Raw genomic sequence first — 26,509 nt, forward strand, 5'->3', positions numbered from 1 at the left:
TTACCGATTTCTGTCCCACTCTCTTTTTCTATATTCTCTGATGTTCTAGTCATCTAAAGTTACTTATTTCCACTTTTCCATTCACAATCATTCTCATGGTCATCAACCAATCCTGCTGCTTGTAGGTAGGATAAAACTGCGACTGGTCCGGTGAACTTAAAACCACGCTTTTTGAGGTCCTTGGCTAGCTTCTCAGAAAGAGCTGTCTTCGCTGGTGCTTGACTGTAATCCGGGACATCATTGTTGATGGTTTTCCCCTCAACAAAAGACCAGAGATAGGCATCAAAAGAGCCGAATTTCGCCTGGACTTGTAAAAAGGCCTGGGCGTTGGCCCGTGTCGCAAAGATCTTCGCTCGATTTCGAATAATGGCTGGATTGTCTAACAAAGCTTCCAGCTCCTCGTCCGTCATGTCTGCAACAGCTTGAAGGTGGTAACCATGAAAAGCCTCTCGGAAAGCCTGTCGTTTATTGAGCACCGTTTCCCAAGATAGACCGGCCTGATAAGTCTCCATACAGAGCAACTCAAAAAGGGCCTGGTCATCATGGAGGGGCCGACCCCATTCTTCATCGTGGTAGGCTACATAGAGCGGATTGGTCATTTTGACCCAGCCACAACGTTTTGGCATAGGAACCTCCTATTTGACCAACATCTTCAGGGCAGACTTGATGTAGTTTTCAGCAGTATCAGAAGTTCCTTCAAAGAATTTCTTGATTTTCTTGAGTTCCGTTGCCTTGTAGCCCAATGCCAACATGGCTTCCATGGCTTCTTCAAGGGCTTGGTTTTCTTCTGCAACTTTGGCTTTGGACTGAGCCGGTGCATCTTCTAGATCAAGATTGATCTTACCTTCTAGGTCCAAAACCATCTGTTGGGCTGTTTTCTTACCGATCTTCGGAAACTTGGTCAAGTAGGTGATGTTCTTGCTTTCGATGGCTTGGACAAGGCCTGCATTGTCATCTGCAGCAATGATAGCCAAAGCTGAGACAGGTCCAATCCCAGAGACTGAGATCAAGTTTAAAAAGAGCTGTTTCTCTTCTTCGGTTGCAAAACCATAAAGAAGGTGGGCATCTTCACGGACCACTTGGTGCAGGTAGACTTGTACCTCTTGATTCATTTTGCCAGAGTAGGCATAGGGATTGGCCACATGCAAGAGATAGCCTATTCCAGCTGTTTCTACCACGATGTATTTGGCGGTGATTTTTGTTAAGATTCCTTTAATGTATTCGTACATAATCTTCCTTTATTGTTTGATTAATATTTGCCCAATTCCCGCAGACTGGTGTGATTTTCCTGAATGCGTCGGAACATCTTTTCCATATCCGACTTAGTGAAGTTAACCAAGACCGGACGGCCATGAGGGCAGTTATAAGGGTTATCACATTGAGACAATTGGTAGATGAGGTCGCGTGCCGAGTAATCGTCCAGTGTGTGGTTGGCCTTGATGGAGCGTTTGCAAGACATCATGATGGCCAACTCAGCCCGGTATTTCTTGATGGACACTTCCTTGGTCAAGAGGAGCATGTCACACATCTCATAGATGCCCGACTCGATCTCTTCTTCCTTCATCCAGATCGGATGCTCCCGCAAGATCAACTGGTTAGCTCCGTATTCTTCTAAGTAGACGCCCACTTCTTCTAAAAGGTGCTTGCGCTGTTGCAGGCGGATCAGATCGTCTGTAGGGAACTCAAAGATATAAGGCACCAGCAGTTGTTGCTGACTGCCGTCCACATCCCCGATGCTCTCCCGGTATTCTTCGTATTTGACCCGCTCTTGGGCCGCGTGCTGGTCAATGATATATAGGCCACCATTTCCTTGGGCAAAGAGATAGGTCCCATGCATCTGACCAAAATATTCTAACTCTGGGAAGGTCGAATGTTCTTCCCCATCCAACTTATCATAGGCCTTGTCTAGACTAGCCAGATCTAACTCTGGGTGATCCAGTTCATCATAAACCGCAGTCTTTCTTTCCGCAAACTTGATCGCGCTTGTCGGTTTTTCTACTGGGTTTTCTTGGCTTGTAGAATCAGCAGTTAGCTCATCTGCTAGAGGCCGTTGAGGATCTGCCACCTCTGGTCGAAGCTTGAAATCTTGACTTTCTCGATCATAATAGAGTCGGTTTTCTTTTAAAGGAAGGGTTGTCTGTACTGGCTTTTCTGTTCGGCGGATGGTCGACTTGGCTAGATTTTCTAGAGCATCTGGAATCAAGTCCTGCTCTTTCAAAGCGTTCGCAATGGCTTGGGAAATCAAGGCCATTAGTTCTCGTTCTTTGGAGATACGAACCTCTTGCTTAGTAGGGTGAACATTGACATCCGCTAAGTAAGGATCGATCTGGATATTAATGATCGCAAGTGGGAAGCGGCCCACCATGAGTTTACTACCGTAACCGTCTAAAATAGCCCGATTGAGCAAGAAATTCTTGATGTAGCGGCCGTTGATAAAGAGACTGATGTAATTGCGATTGGCACGAGTCAATTCAGGCAAAGACACAAAGCCCGTCACTTCAAAATCTAGGTCGCGGTTTTCAATGGCTACCATCTTCTTAGCAGACGCAAGGCCATAGACACCCGCAATCGCTTGCCGGAGATTGCCAGTCCCCGCTGTTTTGGTCATTTCTTTTCCATCATTGATCAAGGTAAAGGCAATCTCAGGATGGGCCAAGCTCAAGCGATTGAGAATATCCACGATATGGGATAGCTCTGCCTGCTGGCTCTTTAAATACTTGAGACGAGCAGGGGTATTAAAAAAGAGATCTTCCACTGTGATCTTGGTCCCGACAGGGCTTGTCGCTGGCTCCACTTCCTCAATTTCGCCACCCTTTGCGACCAATTTGGTCCCGTGGGCAGCTCCTTCTTGTGCAGTTAGAAGGGTTAGAATACTGACAGAAGCAATGGATGGCATGGCCTCACCACGAAAACCAAGCGTTCGAATACGAAAGAGATCCGCTTGACTCTTGATCTTACTGGTCGCATGTCGACGGAGGGCCAAAGCGACCTCATCGTGCGCAATTCCTTCCCCATTGTCTGTAATCCGAATCGACTTCAATCCTGCTTCTTCGATTTCAACAACGATCTGGCTAGCTCCAGCATCGATCGAGTTTTCAACCAATTCCTTGACCACGCTAGCAGGTCGTTCAATCACTTCACCTGCCGCAATCTGATTGGCTAGGACTTCTGGCAATTCAATAATCTGTGACATGTCTGCTCCTTTACCTATTTTTTCACCGATACATGTAGCTCTATTATACCACAGATCCACAAGACTCCCTTTCTTAAAAAATAGAGGCTGTCCCCATCTTCTTCCTAAAAAACCGCATAGGCAAAGAAAATGACCACATAGACAAATCCCCTTGTCTTCCCTTTGGAAAAAGTGTTTAATAGTAGTGTAAAGAAGGAGCCGGGCTAGCAGGCCAACCGACTTTACCCAAAGGAGGGAGAAACGATCTTATGAAAGTTGAAGTACACATTGATTCCCACTTCCAAGAAGAAGCGGTGATGATCACAGCACCTGCACTGTCTGCGCGTGTAGAGAAAATCCGTGACTTTGTGGAAGAATTGGATCAAAAAGGGCGCTTACGTGCCAAAAAGGATGGGGAAGCTTATCTGATCGAAAGCCAGCTATTCCAACGTTTTTACATTGAAAATCGGCAAGTAATTGGTGAGACCATGACAGATCAATTTATTCTGACTGGACCACTCTATCAGCTATCTGAAGACTTACCGACCTTCTTTCTCAAAATTTCCCAATCTGAAATTATTAACACCCAATCCATCGATCACCTGCACTTTACCAGTGGAGGATCCGTTCAAATCTATCTTAAAAACGGGAGTCTGACCTACTCCTCCCGTCGTTACTTGAAAGCCATTAAGGAGAAATTATCATGCTAAAACAATCTTTTTCTGACGCCCTAAAAGGGATTTTCATCGGGCTCATCTTATCCATCTTCTTTTCCTACCTCTTCTCACCTGAGTTGTACCTTCCCTTAAGTCCCAACTCTGCAGTCGGTCGCTGGATGTTCTTGCATCATGTTCACGGCTCACTGGTCATGCTCTATTGTGCCCTCGTTTGGGGTGCGATTGGGGTCCTCTTTAGCTTCGGAAGTCTCCTCTTTCAAAAAGACTGGAGCCTCTTACGGGCTACTCTGAGCCATTACCTACTCATGTTACTTGGGTTTATTCCCCTAGCTACCTTGGCCGGCTGGTTTCCAGCACGACTCGGATTTTACCTCTCACTCATTGTCGAATTCACCCTTGTTTACGTGATCATCTGGTTGGTCTCACATCATTTTTATAAAAAACAAGTTCAAGAAATCAATCAAAGCATTGCTAAGCACTAAAAGAAGATCCTCGCTATTACGAGGATCTTCTTTTTACAATTTCTTTTTCAATTCGGCGACTGCCATCATGACTTCCATCGGAGTCATATTGTAGAGGTCCAGATTCTTCAATTCTGTGATCACCGTATTTTCTGCCTCCTCCTCAAAGAGGGACATTTGTTCAGCAACCTGCGAAGACACTTCCTTTTTAGGAGTTGCATCCACAAGTGGTACTTGCTGGGCTTGTCCTTCGAGCTTGGTCAAAATCGCATCCGCCCGCTCCAGCAACTCTTCTGGCAAACCAGCGATCTTGGCCACGTGAATCCCATAGGACTTATCCGCTGGGCCAGGTTCAATCTTGTGCAAGAAGGTAACCTGACCATCTCGCTCCAAGGTCGCAACATGAACATTTTCCAAACGGGTCAAAGTCTCTGAGAGTGCCGTCAACTCATGGTAATGGGTCGCAAACAAGGTTTTGGCACCGGTGCGATCGTGAATGTATTCGATGATGGACTGAGCGAGAGCCATCCCATCATAGGTCGCAGTTCCCCGTCCCAACTCATCAAACAAAATCAAGGACTGGGGCGTTGCCTTGCGAATAGCGTGATTGGCCTCCATCATTTCCACCATGAAGGTAGACTGACCCGATACCAGGTCATCAGCAGCTCCGATCCGGGTATAAATCGCATCAAAGATTGGCAACTCGGCCTTTTGGGCTGGAACATAGGAACCAATTTGGGCAAGAATCACAATGATCGCCAATTGGCGCATATAGGTAGACTTCCCGCTCATATTTGGCCCCGTAATCAGCTGAATATCCCGTTCTTCATCCATAAAGATGCTATTAGGAATGTAGGACTGGGCTCCCATCACTTTCTCAACAACCGGATGACGACCTTTGTCGATCGTGATTCGTCGTTCTTCATGAAAGAGGGGACGATTCAACTGTTGTGACTCAGCGACGCTGGCTAAACTTTGTAAAACATCAACCGTCGCAATCGCCTGAGCTAACTGTTGCAGACGTTGGATATACTTGCCAACTTCTTCCCGAATCCGCATAAAAATCGTATATTCCAAATTAGCAGACTTGTCACGCGCCTCAAGCATATCTCCTTCGATGCGTGCCAATTCCTCCGTACCAAAGCGTTCTGAATTTTTCAAGGTCGCCTTGCGGAAAAAGTGAGCAGGCACGTGACTCAATTGAGAATTGGTGACATGGAAATAATAGCCGTCCTTCTTGTTGTAATCGATTTTTAGACCTGTAATGCCGCTGGCTTCGCGCTCCTTGGCTTCAATCTCAGCAATCCAACCAGTACCATCCCGAAGAACGACACGGTATTGATCCAATTGCTCGTCAAAACCGGTACGGATGATATTTCCCTCTGTAATAACAGCAGACGCTTCCGGAGCAATAGCTGAGGTAATCAAGCGGTGCAACTCAGGAAGTTCATCCAAGCGTGCAATCAAGACATCTAAGACTGGATCACCAATCCCCAGTAGAATCGACTTGATCGTCGGCACATGCCCCAGAGTATCTCCTAGCTGCAAGAGATCCTTAGGATTGATCTTGCCAAAGGAAACCCGACTCGCTAAGCGTTCAATGTCATAGACCCCTTTGAGGCTGTCGGTCAAATCGCTCCGTTCAAAGAAATGATCCATAAAGACCTGAATGATGTCCTGGCGCTCTCGAATCCGTTTCAAATCGACTAAGGGTTTCTGAATCCAGGACCGCAACAAACGACCGCCCATGGCCGTCTTGGTTTCATCCAAATACCAATACAAGCTACCATGTTTCTTCCCCGTTCGCGCATTCTCTGTCAAATCAAGACTAGCCTTGGTCGCAAAGTCCATCTGCAAGAAATCGCAAATCTCATAATGATGGGCTTTTTTTAGGTGGCTCAATTCCCGCATTTGTGTCTGGTGAACATACTGGAGAAGTTTCCCAGCTGTTTTCTTTTCTAGCTCACTCAACTGATCCCCTAAGAGTTGAACATCATCAAGCGCCGTCTCTACATGTGACAGCAAAAGATTCATCTGGCTAATAAACACACGCTCTTCCTGTTCTGGCAAGGCATAACCCAGGACCACCTCACGCGCACGTAAATTGCGGATTTCTCCACAAACCATGCTAAAGTCATTGAGGGTCGTCACCTGAAACTCCCCTGTCACCAGATCCATATAGGCTAGCCCATAATCATTTCCTGAACGATCCAAAGCAACCAGGAAGTTATTCTCACTATCTGGCTTGGTCGAATCCACCACTGTACCCGGTGTAATCACCTGTACGACTTCACGCTTAACGACCCCCTTGGCTTCTTTGGGGTCTTCCATTTGTTCTGCAATCGCGACCTTATAGCCCTGTTCGATGAGAACATCGATGTACTGCTGGGCCGAGTGGTAGGGAACACCCGCCATGGGGATCGGATTCTCTGCATTTTTATTCCGTGAGGTTAAGGAAATCTCTAAAATTTGAGCTGCATTCACTGCATCTTCATAAAATAATTCGTAAAAATCTCCCATTCGAAACAGCAAAAAGGCATCCGGATAGTCTTTTTTGATATCTAGATACTGCTGCATTCCAGGGGATATTTTCTCTACTGTCATACTTCTTTATTCCTTACTGTTGCATCATTTGCTGACGCAAGCTCCTTAGATGAAAACAGGAGTAGATAGCTCACTATCTTCCTCCTTTTGACATCTCTCTTTCTCTCCAACAGGGCTTGACTACTGCATCATCCCTAAAATTTCATTTTGAATTTCAATGGCTGCCTCTTGGTCACGGCAGACAATCAAGAGGGTATTGGCCCCTGCTACTGTTCCCAAAATACGCTCATCTGACATTTCATCTACACCATTGGCCAAGAGAGCTGCTTCTCCTAGCTCTGTCCGCAAGACCAAGGTGAATTCTGCTCGTGAGACAGACTTGGCATGGCTAGACAACATAATATAAATCTCTGCCACCTCAGGCTCATTTGGCAAAATATAATACAACTGGTCTTTTCGTTTCACCTTGACTAGACCCAGATCGCGCAAATCTCGTGACAGAGTAGTTTGCGTTACAGCAATTCCTTTTGCTTCTAATCGATCCTGAATCTCTTTTTGAGTCGACAATTTTTCATTTCGAATCATTTGTTGAATCAAAAGGTGACGTTCTGTCTTTTTCATTGGACCTCCACTTTTGAATAAATATACTTTAAATTATACCAAAAAAATTGAAAATTCGCTCAGAATTGTGTTAAAATAATAGTTAAAAGGACTAAGGAGCTAATATGAACAATAAAGAACTCATTGCTAGTGAATTGGCCAAAGTGATTGACTCTCTTGACCAAGATGCTATTTTAAATTTGCTTGAACAACCAAAATCATCTGATCTTGGTGACATTGCTTTTCCAGCCTTCTCACTTGCAAAAGTGGAACGCAAGGCTCCTCAAGCAATTGCTGCAGATATTGCTGAAAAGATCGACCAAAGCGCCTTCGAAAAAGTCGTTGCAACTGGACCTTACGTGAACTTCTTCTTAGACAAATCTAAGATCTCTGATCAGGTAATCAAATCCGTCATCGAAGCAGGTGCAGACTACGGTCAACAAGACGAAGGTCATGGACAAAACATTACCATCGACCTTTCAAGTCCAAATATCGCAAAACCATTCTCAGTTGGTCACTTGCGCTCAACCGTTATTGGGGATGCTCTTTCAAACATCTTCCGCAAAATGGGCTACAACACGATTAAAATCAACCACTTAGGGGACTGGGGTAAACAGTTCGGTCTCTTGATGGTGGCCTACAAAAAATGGGGTAGCAAGGAAGCTGTCGAAGCCAACCCAATCGATGAATTGCTAAAACTTTACGTTCGAATCAACGCTGAAATCGAAAACGATCCTGAGCTTGATGATGAAGGACGTAAATGGTTCAAAAAATTGGAAGATGGGGATCCAGAAGCCACTGAATTGTGGCAATGGTTCCGTGACGAAAGCTTGGTGGAATTCAACCGTATCTACAAACTCCTCGGTGTTGAGTTTGATAGCTTAAACGGAGAAGCTTTCTACAACGACAAGATGGATGAAGGGGTTCAAATCCTTGAAGACAAAGGCTTGTTGAAAGAATCTAAGGGAGCTAGCATCGTTGAGCTTGATGATGTCAACCTTCCACCAGCTATGATTAAGAAATCAGACGGTGCTACTCTTTATATCACTCGCGATATCGCAACTGCTATGTATCGTGCGCGGACTTACAACTTTGTGAAAAACATCTATGCTGTAGGTCAAGAACAATCCAACCACTTCCGTCAGTTGAAAGCTGTTCTGAAGAAAATGGGATTTGACTGGAGCGACGATATGGTCCACGTTGACTTTGGTTTGGTGACAAAAAACCGCCAAAAATTGTCAACTCGTAAAGGAAATATCATCCTTCTCGAACCAACTCTTCAAGAAGCGATCTCTCGTGCCAAAGCTCAGATCGAAGAAAAGAATCCTGAACTTGAAAACAAGGAAGAAGTGGCACATGCAGTCGGTGTTGGTGCGGTTAAATTCTACGACTTGAAGACAGACCGTCGCAACGGGTATGACTTCGACCTCGAAGCCATGGTATCCTTCGAAGGAGAAACTGGACCTTACGTTCAATACGCTTACGCTCGTATCCAATCGATCCTTCGCAAAGCCAACTTTACACCATCAACAGATGCGACTTACAGCTTGAGCGACCCAGAAAGCTGGGAAATCATCAAGCTTCTCCAAGACTTCTCTCGTGTTGTCAAACGTGCCGCTGAAAACTATGATCCATCCTTGATCGCAAAATATGCTATCAACTTGGCTCAAGCCTTCAACAAATACTATGCACACACTCGTATCTTGGATGAAAGCCCAGAACGCGAAAGCCGTCTTGCTCTTAGCTACTCAACTGCAGTAGTCTTAAAAGAAGCCCTTCGCTTACTTGGTGTCGATGCCCCTGAGAAAATGTAATTTCTTATCTAATGATTGATAAGTAGAACATCTCATATGGGAGTGAGAGGAGAAACTAAATGCGATTCAATTTAGTTCTTTCTCACTCCTTTTCTCATGCCTAATACCCTTCATTCTCTACATTTTCAAATCCTTTATATACAGGAGAAATCTATGAATCAAACCGTTTACATCTTAATCCTCATCAGTTTAGTGGTCCTCTTTTTATTCAACAAGTACGAAAGAGAAAAACTACAACGGCTCTTACAAGAGCAACTCTTGAAAGATCAAGCTTTCAAAGATAGCATCAAGGAAAAAATCCAAGAGACCGACAATATCAACGATGTCATCCATGCCATCAACAAAGACTATCGATTGGGACTCCTACTTGCTAAAGAAATCACAGAAAAATTAAAATAAGCCATAGAAGAGGAGTCATATAAAATGTGACTCCTCTTCTATTCAGTCGCAACAAATAAGAGGCTGGGACAAAAGTCCTAGCCTCTCAATTATTTTTGGATTGTCGAGCAAGACGCAGTGGTTGAGTGGGCTCTACTACGCTGCTTTCATCAGCTTTTACAGTCCTACTCAACTGTGCGGAGGTGGGACGACGAAATCGAATTCTAACGAATTACCGATTTCTGTCCCAGCCTCTCTTTATTTTACAGATGATACAAATCTTCTACAATGGCAGCTACTTTTTTAATATCTCCCAACATCCCCCGCATTTCAAAATCGGCTAACATGGGGAAACCAAAGCGTTGGCTGTATTGCTTAGCGGTTAAACAATATTGATTGTTAAAATTCCGATTGCCTGATCCAACCACTCCTAAGCACTTGCTGGCATTGTCTCCAAAAGCAATAAAATCCGCAACATCTGTCGTCAAAATTTCCACATCGCCATTGTCGACACCATTTCCACCCTCCAAATAGGTAGGCAAAAAAGTGATAAAAGGATTGGTCATTTCAAAGAAGGGCTGGCCCTCTTTGACTAGGTCTTTCACATGAACTTTCTCGATTTCAAGTCCGGGATGGGCCTCCAGCAAATAGTCACTTAAACGGCGGACAAAACTCTCTGTATTCCCACTCAGACTAATATAAACAAAGGATACTTTCATCTTTTTTCTCCAATCAATAAGCTCTCTTATCCTCTAAGAGAGCTCCATTCAAACTTATCTATTATGCCGTAGCTTGAGCTTTTCTCAAACGCAAGGTTTTATACAAAACAATTCCAAGGAAGAGAAGAGATAAAGCAGTCAAGAGCAACAAAGCAATGGACGAAGATGCTAGATATCGTTGACGAAGGGACGGGTTTGAAAAACTAGCCAATAGCGGACGCCCTGCAAAATAATTATAGCAAGAGAAGGCTTGACTTAATAAAATCTGCCCCATGTAAGTATAATGGGCTGTTAACAGATCCTGCTTCATAAAGAGGAAATAGAAAGTTGCCAGTAAGGCAATCAGAATCAAGGAAACAAATAAAAAGGTTAGTGGAGACTGATTGAGTTGGGCTGATTTCTCATAATATGTCACATAGTCAGCCTTGTCTTGAGCCGTTGTTAAACCAAGTTGTTTCGCAAAATCATCTGTCAGCTCAAAACTCTTTGAAGCTCCAAAGGTTGAGACAGCTGATGTTAGGGTTCCAACCGTAGAGAAAAATAACAGGATGTAAAGATAGATAGGTTTCTTTTTCATACAAACTCCTTTTCATTTCTTACACCCTATTATATCGCGATACAGATAGAAAGGCAAGCGCCTCAAAATCGTGGAAGCACTTGCCTGATCACTGATACGTTCAAATGAAATTCATTTGGAAAAGTAATGTGTGCAAAAGATGAAAAGCCATCGCAACTGTATCATTGGAATGATTAGAGATATAACGGAGTCCTATAAACTTTCATTCGAACACCACCAGTATACCTCATTCTCTTCTTCTTGTGTCATCCATTTCTATTCTGCTTCATTTCGACACGATTTGGTCTATAAAAGCCATTTCCTCTCCTTATCCAAAAACTATTCTGTTCTATTTCTCAACTATTTGGTCATCACTCCATCAAAAAAGCCAGAAGGACTTGCCTTCTGACTTTCTTTATTTAGATGAATGAACGAAAGAAACAAGAATTAATCTTCTTTTTTCTTGCGTGCAAGACCCAATCCAAGCAATCCAGCCATCGCACCTGCAAGAACAGCTGCAGTTGAGCTTTCTGTACCTGTATTTGGAAGCGCAGGTGTTTGTGGTTGCGCAGGTTGTACAGGCTGTTCCGGAACTTCAGGAGTTGGTTCGGTTGGAACCTCTGGAGTTGGTGGAACGATTGGTGTAGGTGGAACAATTGGTGTTGGTGGGTTGTATGGAGTTGGTGGAGTTGGAGGAACTGGTGTTGGTGGGGTTGGAATATCTGTTTCCGTTACCACTTTATTCTTATGCCATTTCACTTCAGCTTCCGGTTTCACCGGATTCGTATTTGGAACGACTCCAGGAGTCGGTGGGGTTGGAGCTTTTGGTGGAGTTGGAGCTTTTGGTTCCTCCACATCGACCGTAATCACAGTGTAGTTAGGTGCTGTTGGCGGAGTTGGTGATTTAGGTTCTTCTGGTTTCGTTGGCTCTGCAGGTAGATTTTCCACTGTAATCGTTGGTGGAGTTGGAGCCTTTGGTTCTGTTGGTTTTGTTGGCTCTTTTGGCGCTTCACCTGGATTTTTTGGAATACCAACATTTGAGTTAATCGCAAACCAGTAAACCGTTGGCTGACCAGCAGCATTAGCTCCATTGGCCGTAAATACCAAGTGACCATCAGACATCTTCAACCCTGCTCCACCATAATAGAGGTATGGAGAAGATGGATTGTCCCAACCTTCAAGAGTCGTTGAAGATTCACCATTAAAGATAGATCCATGTTCAATGTATTGGTTATCTTTAAATGATGTCACCTCTTTTGTAGCAGAGTCATAAGAAACACTTGAGTTTGGAATTGGAATGTATTTATTATTTCCAACATTTACAGACTCTTGGTGCTCTACATTTTCAAATTTCTTCTTAGGCGTGAAGATGATCCGTCCTGAAGTTGGATCAATCGTATAAGAACCGATCACATCATCTTTACCGTCTAATGTGAACTCATCTGTTCCGATAGAGTGACCATTCCCAGCACCTGAAGCATTGACTGAAGTTGCGTCAATAACAGTTTCTTCACTAACTGTAAATTCACTACCATTCCACGTTGCTTTTTGTGCCACGATCTTGATTGGGTTTTCAGCAGAGATAGTGACATCAGCCGTACCAAAGTCTGCTTTTCCATTTTTAACAACAACCGCATTGTTCTCAATGCTCATGGAAGAACCATCTGCATATGGGTTCCAAGTTCCACGAACGGTGTTGCCATTTTTATCTTTAGCTTCTACTGTAAGGGCACGAGGTTTATCCCCACTATCTACATATGAAGCACCTGTCCAGTGGTTAAGGGAGTTCAAAGCGACAATCGCATTGTGCTGTGTCAAATCAAACTTATTGCCATTACCATCATAGAATTCAACATCTACAGCAACTTTAACGGGTTTGTTTTGGTCTGTTGAAGCACCGACTGTTAGTGTTACAGTTGGATCTGAGCTAACAGCTGCAATTCCTTTACCGTCATTTGATGGGAGGCTCAAAATTTCATAGCGATAAATCACGCGCTTGATCGGATGCATATCCGTATTTTCACGCATGCTGGACTGATTCAAGTTATCATAAGTAACAACAAATTTATCGCCTTCCTTAACTTGAATAAACTCAGTTTCATTATTGGCCCAAGGACTAGTTGCTACAATCTCTGAAGCTTCCAATTTATTGGAATCATACTGATGGACATTGCTTGTATTTAAACGCGCTTGAGCATCACGAGTGAGATAAGCGCTGATGCCATTGATAGTATGAATGGCTCCACCTTCACGTTGGAAGGTCAAATCTTGAACAGTTTCTACATCTTTTAGATCTTGGAAACCATTATCATTCATGTACTTATCATAGGCTGCTTTAGCATCTTTGTACTGTGCCAAAGCTGTTTGATATTCAGCAAGTTTTGTTTGGTAGGTAGCAAAATCTTTACCATATTGCTCTAGGTCTACATTATATTTTGCAAGCTCAACTTCATACTTAGCTTTTGCAGCATCTTCTTCTGCCTTCTTCGCTACCAATTGATCATAAGCTGCTTTATCTTTATCGTATTGTGCTTTCTTAGTTTGGTATTCTTGTAAATCTTTATCGTATTGCGCTTTAGCTGTATTGTAAACAGCCATTTCTGCATCATACTTAGCTTTAGCTTCTGCATTGGCCTTATCTGCTGCTGCTTTTTCTGCTACTTTAGCATCGTAGGCTGCCTTTTTAGCATTGTACTCTTCTAAAGCTTTATCATAAGCTGCCTTTTGCTGATTGTACTCTGCTACTTTCTTTTGATAATCTGCTTCTGCTTCCGCATTTCTCTTTTCAATCAATGTGATTTCTTGAGATTTTGCTTCATACTCAGCTTTGGCCTTTTTGTAGTTTTCAACGACTGTGTTGATTTCAGCTGTTTGGGCTTTGTTATCTGCTTCTGCTGCTGCGATAGATGGTTGGACTTTTTCAGCTTCTTCTGTAACTGTCACACCTTCTGTAGCTGCATCAGCTTTTGCTTTTTCAAGTTCTGGTGATTCTACATAAGTAGTCGTAACTGTTTTATTTCCTTCTGTAACAGTTGTAGATGTCAACTTAGAACTTGTTGCAACAGCTGCATCACTTGTTGTTGTCTCTGTAGTGGTTGCTTCAGTTGCAGGTGCTGTTGCCTCATCCGCTTTCACTTCTGCTCCGTAGGTATTAACAGTAGCCAATCCAGCGATGGCCAATGATACAACACCGACTGACAACTTACGAATTGAAAATTTTTCCTGCTTCGAAACATGTTCACGATAGCTTTTCATTTTCAAAACTCTCCTTTTTATTTATGTTTAAAAAAATCTCACTGTAGAGGCAAAAATATGCTACTGCCAGTTAACTCTATTGTAGCACAATCAACCATTTTTAAATATTTGTTGATTTAATTTTTTATTTTACTTTAAAGATATAACAACTTGAAATACCAAAGCTTCCGGACCTTCCTCATCTTTTAGTTGAAAATATATGTAAGCACCTGTGAAAAAACCTTTATTTTCAAAGGTTTTCAAGCCACTTTCTCTTTTTATAAATTTCACCGAAAGGCTTTTTAAGGGGAAGTATCTTTTTATACCAATAGATTAGATTTGACGGCTGAAACAAAAATTATGTAATAATTTCCCTGCTAGGGCGGAAAAATTCAAAAAAACAACACTGTTTACAGAAGTGTCCATTCTTTAAATTCCTTCCTTTTTCTTCCCAAATAAAAAGAAATGAAAAAGACCAGGGTCCTAAGAACCTTGGTCTAATAACTAGTAATTAGTTTAAGTGCCAGATATCTTCGTTGTACTGAGCGATCGTACGGTCAGATGAGAAGAATCCTGCTTTCGCAATGTTAACGATGACTTGATCCAACCATGCATCACGGTCTTCGTAGTCAGCCAACATGCGTTCTTTGGTTACAATGTAGTCTTCCAAGTCAAGAAGAGTCATGAACCAGTCTTTGTTGATCAATTCATTGTGAAGACGAGTCAAGCGTTCTTTGTTCCCAACTGCAAGAACGGCATCGCTGACGATGAAGTCTACCAATGGTTTGATGGCTTCACGTTCATAGAAGTCTGCTGATTTGTATGCTGATTTGGCATAAAGATCGATAACCGTTTCTGAATCTTCACCGAAGATGTAGATGTTGTCACGTCCAACCAATTCAGCGATTTCCACGTTGGCTCCATCCATCGTACCAAGTGTCAATGCACCATTCAACATGAATTTCATGTTACCAGTACCTGAAGCTTCTTTCGAAGCAAGAGAGATTTGCTCAGAAATATCGCTAGCTGGGATCAAGTAGCTTGCAGCAGTTACGTTGTAGTTTTCTACCATAACAACTTGCAAGTGTGGAGCTACCGCTGGATCGTTTGCAATCACTTCTGACAAGCAAAGGATCAAGTGAATGATGTCTTGTGCAATGGTGTAGGCAGGAGCTGCTTTACCACCAAAGAGAACAGTGATTGGACGAGCAGGGATATTTCCAGCTTTGATGTCCAAGTATTTGTGGATTACATACAAAGCGTTCATTTGTTGACGTTTGTATTCGTGAAGACGTTTGATTTGGGTATCAAAGATAGAATTTGGATTGATTTCCACACCTTGATGGTCTTTCAAGAAACGAGCCAATTTGCGTTTGTTGTGTGACTTGATGTTTTCCAATTTTGCTTTGACTGCATCTTTATCTTCATATGAAAGAAGGTCTTCCAATTTAGATGCGTCATGGTGCCAGTCACGTCCGAGGATATCATCCAAGTAGTGTGACAAGGTTGGGTTAGCATGCATGAGCCAACGACGGAAAGTGATCCCGTTCGTTTTGTTGTTGAATTTTTCAGGGTAAATGTCGTAGAAGGCTTTCAACTCAGAATTCTTCAAGATTTCTGTGTGAAGTGCTGCCACCCCGTTTACACTGTATCCATAGTGGATATCCATGTGTGCCATGTGTACGCGATCATTCTCATCGATGATTTGAACAGCTGGATCTTTGTATTCAGTGCGAACACGGCGGTCCAATTCTTCAATGATTGGAACTAAGTGAGGAACCACTTCTTGCAAGAATTCAAGTGGCCATTTTTCAAGGGCTTCTGCAAGGATTGTGTGGTTAGTGTAAGCCGTCATGCTACGAACGATAGAGATGGCTTCATCCATTCCAATACCACGTTCTGTCAAAAGACGGATCAATTCAGGGATGACCATTGATGGGTGAGTATCGTTGATTTGGACAACAGCATAGTCAGCAAGGTCATGCAAGTTGCTTCCTTTTTCGATGGCTTCGTCGATGATCAATTGTGCACCATTTGATACCATGAAGTATTGTTGGAAGATACGGAGCAATTCCCCTTGACGGTTACTATCATCTGGGTACAAGAAGAGGGTCAAGTTGCGAGCGATATCTGTCTTGTCAAAGTTAATACCATCTTCAATAATAGATGAATCAACTGAATCCAAGTCGAACAAACGCAAACGGTTCTTGGTATCGATCTTGTAACCAGGTACGTCGATATCATAAAGGGTAGAAGTCAATGTGAAGTGTGCAAATGGCACTTTGTAGCTACGACTTGAACGAACGAGCCAGCTTTGATCAGTCAACCATGCGTTTGGAATCGTTTCTTGTTGGTTGTTTTTAAATACTTGTTGGAACAAACCAAAGTGGTAGTTCAAACCAACCCCATCCCCTGTCAAACCAAGGCTTGAAATAGAGTCGATAAAGCAGGCTGCCAAACGTCCCAAACCACCGTTACCAAGTGATGGTTCCAATTCCACTTCTTCGACTTCGATCAAGTCTTTACCAGCATCTGACAATTCTTTTTTAACATCGTCGTAAAGACCCAAGTTGATCAAGTTGTTAGACAAGAGTTTACCGATCAAGAACTCAGCTGAGATGTAGTAAACTTTTTTCTTACCAGTATTTAATTTCTTTTGAGCGCTTGCTTGCTTCGTGTAATTTAGCAAGGCAATGTACAATTCTTCATTTGAACATTCAGCAATTGTTTTTTGATGATGATCAATCACATATTTTTGTAATGATTCCATGTTGGGAGTCTCCTTTGTTTCAACAATTTTAATAGGGGGGAAAGATTATTTTTTTGCTTTCTTAACTTCTTTTTTCAAGTCTTTGTTTTCACGACGATAGATCGTAGTGAAATCAAGCAATTCTTGCTCGACAGCTGGAGTCAATTGATCCGCTGTCATTCGCCATGACCAGTTACCACCGAGAGTAGATGGGAAGTTCATCCGAGCTGAACCATCCAACTCGAGCAAGTCCTGCATAGTAGCAATCGCCATGAAGCTGACGGAAGCAAAGACTGTACGAAGCATCGCATGCGGTACAGATTCGTACTCTTTCCGGTTAGTATAACGAGCAAGGTACTCACGAGTTGGATCGTCGATTTCATTGCGGTACCATCCAAGAACTGTGTTGTTATCATGTGTTCCAGTGTACATCACAGAGTTGTTTGGTGCCAAGTGAGGGCTATCGATACTTTCATCGTCAGGATTGAAGGCGAATTGAAGAATCTTCATTCCTGGGAAGCCAGTGCGTTCACGAAGTTCGATGACTCCGTCTGTCATGAAGCCAAGGTCCTCAGCGATGATGTTCAAATCACCGAGCTCTTCCTTCACGGCTGCAAAGAGTTTGTAGCCAGGACCTTTGACCCATTTACCTGGTGCTGCAGTTTCAGAACCAGCAGGGATTTCCCAGTATGATTCGAAACCACGGAAGTGGTCGATCCGAACGATGTCATAGATCTTGAAGCTTTCACGCAAGCGTTCAATCCACCATTGGTAGCCATCTTTGTCCATTGCTTCCCAGTCATAGATTGGGTTCCCCCAAAGTTGACCAGTTGCTGAGAACTCATCTGGCGGGCATCCTGCGATGCAAGTCGCTTTCCCGTTTTCATCTGTTTTGAAGAGATGAGGATTAGCCCACATGTCGCTTGAATCTTCCGCTACATAGATTGGCATATCTCCCACAATTTCAATGTGGTGGTCGTTGGCATAAGCTTTCAAGGCCAACCATTGTTGGAAGAAGAAGAATTGAGTTACACGATGGTAAGTCAATTTATCAGCCAATTCTTCACGGTATTTAGCCAAAGCTTTTGGCTCACGCGCACGAATAGCTGCATCTGGCCACTCTGTCCAAGCTTTCAAATCAAAGTATTCTTTAATAGCCATGTATTCTGCGAAGAGCTCCAACCAAGAAGCATTGGCTTCACAAAATTCTTGGAATTCTTTTTGATCACCTGATTTTAAGAAATTGGCAACTGCTTTTTCAAGCAAGGGACGACGTTGTTCGAAAACCTTTGCATAATCCACTTGAGTAGGATTTTGACCAAAGTCCACTCCTTTAAGGTCTGCTTCTGTCAACAAACCTTGCTCGATCAAAAGATCGAAATCAATAAAATGAGTGTTCCCAGCAAAAGCTGAGAAAGATTGGTATGGAGAATCTCCATAACTAGTTGTACCAAGCGGCAAGATTTGCCAGTAACGTTGCTTGGTCCGAACGAGGAAATCAACAAAATCATATGCTGATTGACCGAATGATCCGATCCCGTATTGTCCAGGAAGGGAAGAAATGTGCATCAAAACACCACTTTGACGTTTTTTCATGGGTTACCACCTTTTTTTATTTCTTTGAAGCCTGCGATTCGGTGCACGGTATGGGTATCGTTGCAGAGTCGTATCCAGCTCTCAAGCGGCTCTACTCTTTGTTAAAAATCGAACAGGCGCAACTCAGTTTACGCAATTTTTGCGAAAACGTTTGCGTACCATGTTATTATAAACTTTTTCCCTATTTTCTGCAAGGGATTTCTTAAAAACTTTTTTAACTTTTTTCAGAATGTCCTCACCCCCTTAGTGTATTCTTTCCTTTGGCTAATGTCAACAAATTTGATGCATTTTATAGAAGAAAGTTCGGAATTAAAATATTTTTAAAAAAATTGTTTAAAACTACTTGCAAACGTTTTCGCCTTGTGATATACTTAAGACGTTTTAGGAAAACGTTTGTCTAAAACGGTTTCTAATTATTATCTTTTTTTATTCTTTAGGAGGAATAAATCATGAAACGTACAATTTTACGTAGTGCTGCTGTACTTGGTACAGTTGGTTTTGCCGGCTTCTTACTTGCTGCTTGTAGCAATAACTCATCAGGTTCTTCTGAGGCAAGTAAAGAAATCAACGTCTATGTAGACAAAGGCTACAAATCTTATGTTGAAGAAGCTGCAAAAGCTTTTGAAAAAGAAAATGGCGTAAAAATTAACATCAAGACTGGTGATGCTCTTGGTGGATTGGATAACCTTTCTCTTGATAACCAATCTAAAAAAGCTCCAGACGTTATGATGGCACCATACGACCGTGTAGGTGGTCTTGGTAGCGATGGTCAATTGGCTGAAGTGACATTAAACAAAGATAGCCATACAGATAAAACAACTGAAGCTCTTGTAACAAACGGTGGTAAAGTTTACGGTGCACCTGCTGTCATCGAAACATTGGTTCTCTACTATAACAAAGATCTTGTAAGCGAAGCTCCAAAAACATTTGGTGATCTTGAAAATCTTGCAAAAGATAGCAAGTACGACTTCGCTAGCGAACCTGGTAAAACAACTGCCTTCTTAGCTGACTGGACAAACTTCTACTACACTTACGGTTTACTTTCAGGTAACGGCGGTTATGTGTTTGGTAAAGACGGTACAGATCCTAAAGATATTGGATTGAACAACCAAGGTTCTATCGATGGTATCGAATATGCAAAAACTTGGTATGCTAAATGGCCAAAAGGTTTGCAAGATACAAAAGCTGCTGCTAACTTCATCCAAACACAATTCCAAAAAGGTAAAACAGCTGCTATCATCGATGGTCCTTGGAAAGCTGCTTCATTGAAAGAAGCTAAAGTAAACTACGGTGTCGCAACGATTCCAACTCTTCCAAACGGAAAACAATACTCTGCCTTTGGTGGTGGTAAAGCTTGGGTTATCCCTGCAGGTGCGAAAAACCTTGATGGCGCTCAAAAATTCATTGACTTCTTGACAAGTACTGACCAACAAAAAGCTTTGTTTGACAAGACCAATGAAGTTCCTGCCAACACAGAAGCTCGTAAATATGCGGTTAGCAAAAACGATGAATTGACAACTGCCGTTGTTGATCAATTCAAGAATGCTCAACCAATGCCAAATATCTCAGAAATGAGTGCTGTTTGGGATCCAGCTGCTACTATGCTTTTCGATGCTGTAAGTGGTAAAAAATCTGCAAAAGCATCTGCTGACGATGCAGTGAAATTGATTAAAGAAACCATCGAACAAAAATTCGGTAGCAAATAAGACAGTTTTTAGGTGTGAGTAAGAGGTTGGAGACAAAGTCCCAACCTCTTATGTTCAATTTTCAAGCACAACTTACTGTCTGACTTGTCTTCTTGCTCTCTAGCAAGGACATTATAAGGAGATTTGAATGACTACAGAACAAAACCCTAAAAAGGCTATGTGGCTCTCTTTGATCCCGGGTCTTGGGCAAATTTATAACAAACAAAAAACCAAAGGCTATATTTTTCTTGCCGTAACCATTCTCTTTCTCGCCTATTTCCTAGGAATTGGAGCTGGAGAATTAGCGAAATTGGTTACACTTGGAACCGTCCGTGGACAAGATAATTCTCTCTTTATCTTGATTCGTGGCGCCTTCCACTTGATCATCACTGTTGTTTACTTCCTATTTTATGCCTTAAATATTAAGGATGCTGGAACAGTTGCTAAACGCATCAACAACGGGATTGCCGTTCCCAAAAACCTTGAAAGAAATGGTTCAAGCCATCTATGAAAATGGCTTCCCATATTTATTGATTATTCCTTCATACATTGCTATGACATTTGCGATTATCTTCCCAGTTTTAGTAACTTTGATGATCGCCTTTACCAACTACGACTTCAAACATACCGCTCCAACAACCTTGCTTGATTGGATCGGGTTCCAAAACTTCACTAATATGTGGACCTTGAGTACCTTCCGCTCAGCCTTTACATCGGTTCTTGGCTGGACCTTGATTTGGGCCCTCGCAGCTTCTACTCTTCAAATCGTACTCGGTATCTTGACCGCTATTGTTGCAAACCAACCATTCGTAAAAGGAAAACGAATCTTTGGGGTTATCTTCTTGCTTCCTTGGGCTGTTCCAGCCTTCATCACTATCCTAACTTTCTCAAATATGTTTAACGATAGTGTCGGTGCTATCAATGCACAAGTTATCCCATTGTTTGCGAAGATCTTCCCATTCTTAGATGGCGTTTTGATTCCTTGGAAAACAGATCCTACCTGGACAAAAATTGCTTTGATTATGATGCAAGGTTGGCTCGGCTTCCCTTACATCTACGTCTTGACTTTAGGGATTCTTCAATCGATTCCAAACGATCTTTACGAAGCTGCTTATATTGATGGTGCCAACGGTTGGCAAAAATTCCGCAGCATCACTTTCCCAATGATTATGGCTGTTGCAGCTCCAACTTTGATCAGTCAATATACCTTCAACTTTAATAACTTCTCCATCATTTACTTGTTTAACGATGGGGGACCTGGTTCTGTCGGAGGAAACGCCGGATCTACAGATATCTTGATCTCATGGATCTACAAGTTGACAACCAATTCTTCTCCTCAATATTCAATGGCTGCAGCGGTAACCTTGATTATCTCTGTGATTGTGATCTCAATCTCTATGGTTGCCTTCAAGAAACTACATGCATTTGATATGGAGGATGTATAAAATGAAAAATTCAGTTCAATTTAAACGCCGCCTCAATCATTTCTTGACTTACCTGTACATGGTGGTTCTTTCAATCGTTATCATTTATCCATTGTTGATTACGGTTCTATCAGCCTTCAAATCAGGGAATGTCAGTGCCTTTACACTTGATTTTAGTGGCAATCTTAGTTTTGATAACTTCTCAAAACTTTTCTCTGAAACCCATTATGGCACTTGGTATATGAACACCTTGGTTATCGCCATTATCACCATGATTGTACAAACAAGTATCGTTACCTTCGCAGGTTACGCATACAGCCGTTACAATTTCTTGGCGCGTAAACAAAGTTTGGTCTTCTTCTTGATTATTCAAATGGTCCCAACCATGGCAGCCCTCACAGCCTTCTTCGTTATGGCTTTGATGCTGAATGCCTTGAACCAACCTTGGTTCTTGATCTTCCTTTATGTTGGTGGTGGTATTCCAATGAATGCCTGGTTGATGAAGGGATACTTTGATACTGTTCCAATTTCCCTCGATGAATCTGCGAAATTGGATGGAGCTGGACACTTCCGTCGCTTCTGGCAAATCGTCCTTCCTCTTGTTCGTCCAATGATTGCCGTTCAAGCACTTTGGGCTTTCATGGGGCCTTTCGGAGACTATATCTTGTCTAAATTCTTGCTTCGTGACGAAGTGAACTATACGGTAGCCGTTGGTCTTCAAACCTTTATCAGTGACCAAAAAAATCAAAAAATCGCCTTCTTTGCAGCCGGTGCTATTTTGATCGCGGTTCCAATCTGTATCTTATTCTTCTTCCTACAAAAGAACTTTGTTTCAGGCTTGACAGCTGGTGGAGATAAAGGATAAAATAGAATCTTATTTCAAGCACATTTTATTTTTAAGTTGAGGGTAGTATGGTGGATGCTTTACTACCCTTCGTTAAGAATAAAATCAATGCAAAGAGATTTCTCTTTGCATTTCTGATACTCTTATATTTAGAAAGGTCATCTTATGCCCTATCCTTTTAATTATTTCGCAAGTATCTTCAATTTCCGCTCTTCTTTTGCAAACCGCAAAAAACTGAGCTGGTTCCAAATGATTTTTACTTCTTTCTTTCTAATCTCTATCACACTATTACCTGTGGCTCTGCAAAATGCTCAACTCAAAACCTATCCTTTGACAACCTTTGTCAGCGATGTGTTTGATCCTTTATCAACAGACGTTATGAAAGATATCCAAGAACACGTCGTGATCAAAGACCAAGAGCTCACCTATACAGGGACTAACCCTGTACACAAGACTTCAAAAGGACAGGTTATCTTAGGCCAAGAGGCAAAGGCTAGTGAAGGCAAGGAGTTAACACTCCATTTTGATCGCAAACAATTGATTATCTCAAAAGAGAATAAAGAACTCGCTACAGTCTCATACCAGGCTATTAATCAAGAGAGCCTTCGGGATAAAAAAAGCTTCACTCAAGCTATCTCTAGCGATTGGTTTCGCGACAATCGACTCCCTGTCAGTCTCTTTCTCGTGATTTTCTCTGGCTTCTTATCGACAGTCAATTATTTGATTCTCATCGTAGGGGCATCTTTCTTCCTCTACTTGACACGAAAATCTCGACTCTTTTCACTACAAACTTTCAAGGAATGTTTCAATTGTATTCTGAATTGCTTGGGACTCCCTATTTTACTGAGTGTCTTCATCAGTTTACTATTCCATCAAGTATTTACTACGACGATCATGATCCAAAATGTCTTATTTGTACTCTATCTTGCTATGGTATTTTATAAGACCCACTTCCGTGATCCAGACTATCACCGCTAGGAGGTTTTCTCATGCGTGTTACCATCAAAGATGTGGCGAAACTCGCTGGCGTCGCGCCTTCAACTGTCACGCGCGTCATCCAAAACAAATCCACGATTAGTGATGAAACAAAAAAACGTGTCCGTGAGGCCATGGTCGAATTGGACTACCATCCCAATCTTAATGCTCGCAGCCTTGTCAGCCAATCTAGTCAAGTCATTGCTTTGGTCCTACCAATCGACAGTGACGTCTTCTACCAGAATCCTTTCTTCCCAACTGTTTTAAGAGGGATTACCCAGATCGCGTCAGACAATGATTATGCCATCCAAATCTGTACGGGGCAAAATGAAGAACGGCGGCTCGACAACCTCAAACAACTCATCTACGGAAATCGTGTAGATGGTTTGATTTTCCTTTATTCCAACCCGAATGATCCCCTCGTTGAATTTGCGATCAAAGACAAGTTCCCCTTCCTCATTCTCGGAAAGGCAGCTTCACCTTTTGTATCGCTAGTGGATAATGATAATATCAAGGCTGCATTTGATGCGACGGATTATTTCATTCAACAAAACTACCGAAAAATTGCTTTTATCGGGGGAAACAAAGAACTGTTCGTATCTCAAGACCGCTACGAAGGTTATAAAGAAGCCCTCCAAAAAGCAGGGATTCCTCTCGATGAAAAACTGGTTCATTTCTCATTTGGTTTTATGTTGGAAGACAATTCTTATCAAATGATGGAGAGCCTTCCCCTAGCAGAGTTAGATGCCATCATGACAACCGATATTCTCGTTGCTGAAGGGGTGCGCCAATACCTATTAGAACACCAGCTGACAATCCCGATTATTTCCTTTGATTCGATTAAGCCACGACTCGATATTGAAGCCTATATTGACATCAATGCAGTGGAACTCGGACGTGAGTCTGTTCGGACAATTCTACAAATTATCAAGGATCACAAAGAAGGAAAAACCGTTTGCTACCGTCAATTGATTGACCATACCATTACGAAACTCTAGGAGTCTTTATGTCTACATTTACTGCTTATTTAGATGACCAAGACCTCATTCGTATCCAAAAGGGAGAGGAGCATATCCTTCCTTTTTATTTGAAAACGAACCAAGGTCATCTTGCCTTAATCCCTGTCAAAACGTCAAGTGCAGCGACTGACACAGGAGACTATTTCTTAAGCCCTATTCCACTTGAACTCGGAGAAGAGTACACCATCTACGATGCTACTGGAAATTCTTCTATACTCCACTATCGAAACATCGTTCGCAAACCCATTTTCGATCAAACCTTCACCTATAGTGGAGAAGATTTAGGAAGTTTTTACACACCAAATCAGACGCAATTTAAATTCTGGGCACCGATTTCGCAAGATGTGAGTCTCCATATCGAAGATCAGATCTATCCGATGACACGTACAGAAAACGGTGTCTGGAAACTCTTGCTCAAAGGGGATTGGGAAGGAGCTGCCTACCACTATGAATTTCGTGTCAATGGCCTAGAACGTCGGATTCACGATCCCTATGCTCTATCCTCTTTGGCCAACTCTGGAGACAGCTTGGTCATCGACCGGAAGAAGATTACACGTCCTATCACACGTGCTGCTCGTCAATTAGACCCGACAGAAGCAATCATCTACGAGATGAGCGTTCGGGACTTCTCTGTCCAAAAAGAGGCCGGCTTTAAACACCCTGGTAAGTTTAAAGGGTTGACAGAATCGCCTCAACTCAATGGTCAGATCCTTGGATTTGATTACCTTCAAAAACTTGGCATTACCCATGTACAGTTACTTCCTGTCTATGATTTCGGTAGTGTTGATGAAGAGAATCAATGGAAAGCCTACAACTGGGGTTATGATCCTGTCCAATACAATGTTCCAGAAGGTAGTTATGCCAGTGACCCCAACGATCCTTATGCACGGATTTGGGAACTCCAAGATGCTATTGCAACCTATCACCAATCTAATCTTAGTGTTATCATGGATGTGGTCTACAATCACGTCTACCAGGCCGATGAGTATGCATTTGAACAAATCGTACCCGGTTATTTCTACCGCTATAATGCAGAAGGAGAGCGGACCAATGGAACCTTCTGTGGGAATGATGTCGCAAGTGAACGTTCCATGGTAAGACACTATATCAAGCAATCCCTCAAGCAATGGGTTTCCCTCTACGGCTTTGATGGTTTTCGCTTTGACTTGATGGGAATCTTAGACATTCAAACCATGACAGAGATTGCAGAGGAGCTCCGTGAAATCTATCCTAACGTCTATCTCTATGGCGAAGGGTGGAAGATGGATACAGGCCTCTCTGAAGACCAGCTCGCTCACCAGTACAACTCAAAACGATTACCAGATTTTGGCTTTTTCAGTGATAATTTCCGGGATACGGTCAAGAGAACACTCTTAGCCGATCACCGTCGTGATAGTCAACATCCAGCCAATGATTTTTCTAATATCCTAACAGCAAATGTCGGGAAAGTAGGACCTGCTCATTTCATCCAACCTCAACAAGCCATTCAGTACGTCGAATGCCATGACAATGCAACTGTTTTTGATTATTTCCAACTTGAAAAAGAAGCGATTCGTCTAGAGGAGCGAAAAGCTCTCTCACGCCTCGCTCTTCATTTGGTATTATTATCCCAAGGTGTACCTTTTATCCATGCTGGTCAAGAATGTTACCGCACAAAAGGGCTCGAAGACAACACCTATAACTTGCCAGATAGTCTCAACCAATTGGACTGGACATCCCTTTCAAAATGCCAAGAAGAACTTGCTTTTCTTAAAGAATTGATTGCTTACCGGAAATCGCAACCTCTCCTTCGTTTGAAAAAAGGACAAGAGATTCGAGATTACTGTGATGTCAAATGGTTGTCTGATCATCATTTTATCTACACGATTGAAAAAAATCGTGAAAAAATAACGATTCTCGTTAATCTCGGTGATCAGGACATGACCTATCAACATCCGAGCGATAGTCAACTGCTATTTGCCTATCCTCATGCAAATCTCCAAACGCCTATTCCTAAAGGAAAGGAACTTTCTATTTCCGCCCATAGTTGGCTCCTTCTCCGAGAAGCTGAATAAACAAAATA

At 42.5% G+C, this 26,509-nt stretch carries 19 protein-coding genes and 1 pseudogene; 10 read left to right on the forward strand and 10 right to left on the reverse strand.

The annotated features are described in order from the left end of the window. Positions 1-59 precede the first annotated feature (59 nt). The 3 genes from HMPREF2685_RS00940 to mutL are packed head-to-tail and all read right to left on the reverse strand — an operon-like array spanning position 60 to position 3,193. On the reverse strand, positions 60-626 hold the full coding sequence (locus HMPREF2685_RS00940; protein ID WP_070464717.1) for a DNA-3-methyladenine glycosylase I: 567 nt from the start codon (positions 624-626) through the stop codon (positions 60-62). A gap of 9 nt (positions 627-635) precedes the next feature. Then, positions 636-1,229, reverse strand: a complete 594-nt coding sequence (gene ruvA / locus HMPREF2685_RS00945; RefSeq protein WP_013904320.1) for a Holliday junction branch migration protein RuvA — start codon at positions 1,227-1,229, stop codon at positions 636-638. 20 nt (positions 1,230-1,249) lie between these two features. After that, positions 1,250-3,193, reverse strand: a complete 1,944-nt coding sequence (mutL, locus tag HMPREF2685_RS00950) for a DNA mismatch repair endonuclease MutL (RefSeq protein WP_070464718.1) — start codon at positions 3,191-3,193, stop codon at positions 1,250-1,252. 248 nt (positions 3,194-3,441) lie between these two features. Here mutL and HMPREF2685_RS00955 point away from each other — a divergent pair, with 248 nt between their 5' ends. Both HMPREF2685_RS00955 and HMPREF2685_RS00960 read left to right on the forward strand, forming a co-directional pair. After that, positions 3,442-3,882, forward strand: a complete 441-nt coding sequence (locus HMPREF2685_RS00955) for a LytTR family DNA-binding domain-containing protein (RefSeq protein ID WP_049523189.1) — start codon at positions 3,442-3,444, stop codon at positions 3,880-3,882. Continuing rightward, a complete protein-coding gene (locus tag HMPREF2685_RS00960; RefSeq protein WP_049474159.1) occupies positions 3,876-4,331 on the forward strand; it encodes a DUF3021 domain-containing protein in 456 nt (151 codons plus the stop codon). The genes HMPREF2685_RS00955 and HMPREF2685_RS00960 overlap by 7 nt, the downstream gene beginning before the upstream one ends. A gap of 33 nt (positions 4,332-4,364) precedes the next feature. On the opposite strand, the gene mutS is transcribed toward HMPREF2685_RS00960, so the two are convergent. Continuing rightward, positions 4,365-6,914, reverse strand: coding sequence for a DNA mismatch repair protein MutS (gene mutS, locus HMPREF2685_RS00965; protein WP_049523190.1), 2,550 nt, complete (start codon positions 6,912-6,914; stop codon positions 4,365-4,367). 120 nt (positions 6,915-7,034) lie between these two features. After that, a complete protein-coding gene (gene argR, locus HMPREF2685_RS00970) occupies positions 7,035-7,475 on the reverse strand; it encodes an arginine repressor (protein WP_023919910.1) in 441 nt (146 codons plus the stop codon). A 104-nt stretch (positions 7,476-7,579) separates the two neighbouring features. Here argR and argS point away from each other — a divergent pair, with 104 nt between their 5' ends. Both argS and HMPREF2685_RS00980 read left to right on the forward strand, forming a co-directional pair. Next, the gene (gene argS / locus HMPREF2685_RS00975; protein ID WP_070464719.1) at positions 7,580-9,268 is read left to right on the forward strand and encodes an arginine--tRNA ligase; all 1,689 of its coding nucleotides are present in this window, start codon (positions 7,580-7,582) and stop codon (positions 9,266-9,268) included. 153 nt (positions 9,269-9,421) lie between these two features. Then, complete coding sequence (locus tag HMPREF2685_RS00980; protein WP_023919916.1) at positions 9,422-9,667, forward strand: hypothetical protein; 246 nt, start codon at positions 9,422-9,424, stop codon at positions 9,665-9,667. A 242-nt stretch (positions 9,668-9,909) separates the two neighbouring features. Here HMPREF2685_RS00980 and nrdI read toward each other — a convergent pair whose 3' ends face one another. The 5 genes from nrdI to malQ all read right to left on the reverse strand — a co-directional run bounded on the left by nrdI (position 9,910) and on the right by malQ (position 18,500). Further along, a complete protein-coding gene (gene nrdI / locus HMPREF2685_RS00985) occupies positions 9,910-10,365 on the reverse strand; it encodes a class Ib ribonucleoside-diphosphate reductase assembly flavoprotein NrdI (protein WP_070464722.1) in 456 nt (151 codons plus the stop codon). A gap of 61 nt (positions 10,366-10,426) precedes the next feature. Beyond that, a complete protein-coding gene (locus HMPREF2685_RS00990) occupies positions 10,427-10,942 on the reverse strand; it encodes an ABC transporter permease (protein ID WP_049516112.1) in 516 nt (171 codons plus the stop codon). A 426-nt stretch (positions 10,943-11,368) separates the two neighbouring features. Then, complete coding sequence (locus tag HMPREF2685_RS00995; protein WP_024055260.1) at positions 11,369-14,176, reverse strand: GbpC/Spa domain-containing protein; 2,808 nt, start codon at positions 14,174-14,176, stop codon at positions 11,369-11,371. A 490-nt stretch (positions 14,177-14,666) separates the two neighbouring features. Beyond that, complete coding sequence (glgP, locus tag HMPREF2685_RS01000) at positions 14,667-16,925, reverse strand: glycogen/starch/alpha-glucan family phosphorylase (RefSeq protein WP_070464723.1); 2,259 nt, start codon at positions 16,923-16,925, stop codon at positions 14,667-14,669. A 45-nt stretch (positions 16,926-16,970) separates the two neighbouring features. After that, positions 16,971-18,500, reverse strand: coding sequence for a 4-alpha-glucanotransferase (gene malQ / locus HMPREF2685_RS01005; RefSeq protein ID WP_070464724.1), 1,530 nt, complete (start codon positions 18,498-18,500; stop codon positions 16,971-16,973). Positions 18,501-18,949: 449 nt separating this feature from the next. Between malQ and HMPREF2685_RS01010 the strand changes: the two genes are divergently transcribed. The 6 genes and pseudogenes from HMPREF2685_RS01010 (at position 18,950) to pulA (ending at position 26,501) form a co-directional block, all read left to right on the forward strand. After that, positions 18,950-20,206, forward strand: a complete 1,257-nt coding sequence (locus HMPREF2685_RS01010) for an extracellular solute-binding protein (RefSeq protein ID WP_070464725.1) — start codon at positions 18,950-18,952, stop codon at positions 20,204-20,206. Positions 20,207-20,333: 127 nt separating this feature from the next. Next, positions 20,334-21,630 (forward strand): annotated as a pseudogene (locus tag HMPREF2685_RS01015) (ABC transporter permease subunit). Position 21,631: 1 nt separating this feature from the next. After that, entirely contained in the window at positions 21,632-22,474 is an 843-nt protein-coding gene (locus tag HMPREF2685_RS01020; protein ID WP_021154117.1) for a sugar ABC transporter permease, read from the forward strand. 144 nt (positions 22,475-22,618) lie between these two features. Next, complete coding sequence (locus HMPREF2685_RS01025) at positions 22,619-23,431, forward strand: DUF1189 family protein (protein ID WP_021154118.1); 813 nt, start codon at positions 22,619-22,621, stop codon at positions 23,429-23,431. A gap of 11 nt (positions 23,432-23,442) precedes the next feature. Further along, a complete protein-coding gene (locus HMPREF2685_RS01030) occupies positions 23,443-24,426 on the forward strand; it encodes a LacI family DNA-binding transcriptional regulator (RefSeq protein ID WP_013904333.1) in 984 nt (327 codons plus the stop codon). 8 nt (positions 24,427-24,434) lie between these two features. After that, a complete protein-coding gene (gene pulA / locus HMPREF2685_RS01035; protein ID WP_070464727.1) occupies positions 24,435-26,501 on the forward strand; it encodes a type I pullulanase in 2,067 nt (688 codons plus the stop codon). Positions 26,502-26,509: the final 8 nt, after the last annotated feature.

The sequence above is a fragment of the Streptococcus sp. HMSC074F05 genome (genome assembly GCF_001808725.1).
Taxonomy (GTDB): Bacteria; Bacillota; Bacilli; order Lactobacillales; family Streptococcaceae; genus Streptococcus; species Streptococcus parasanguinis_I.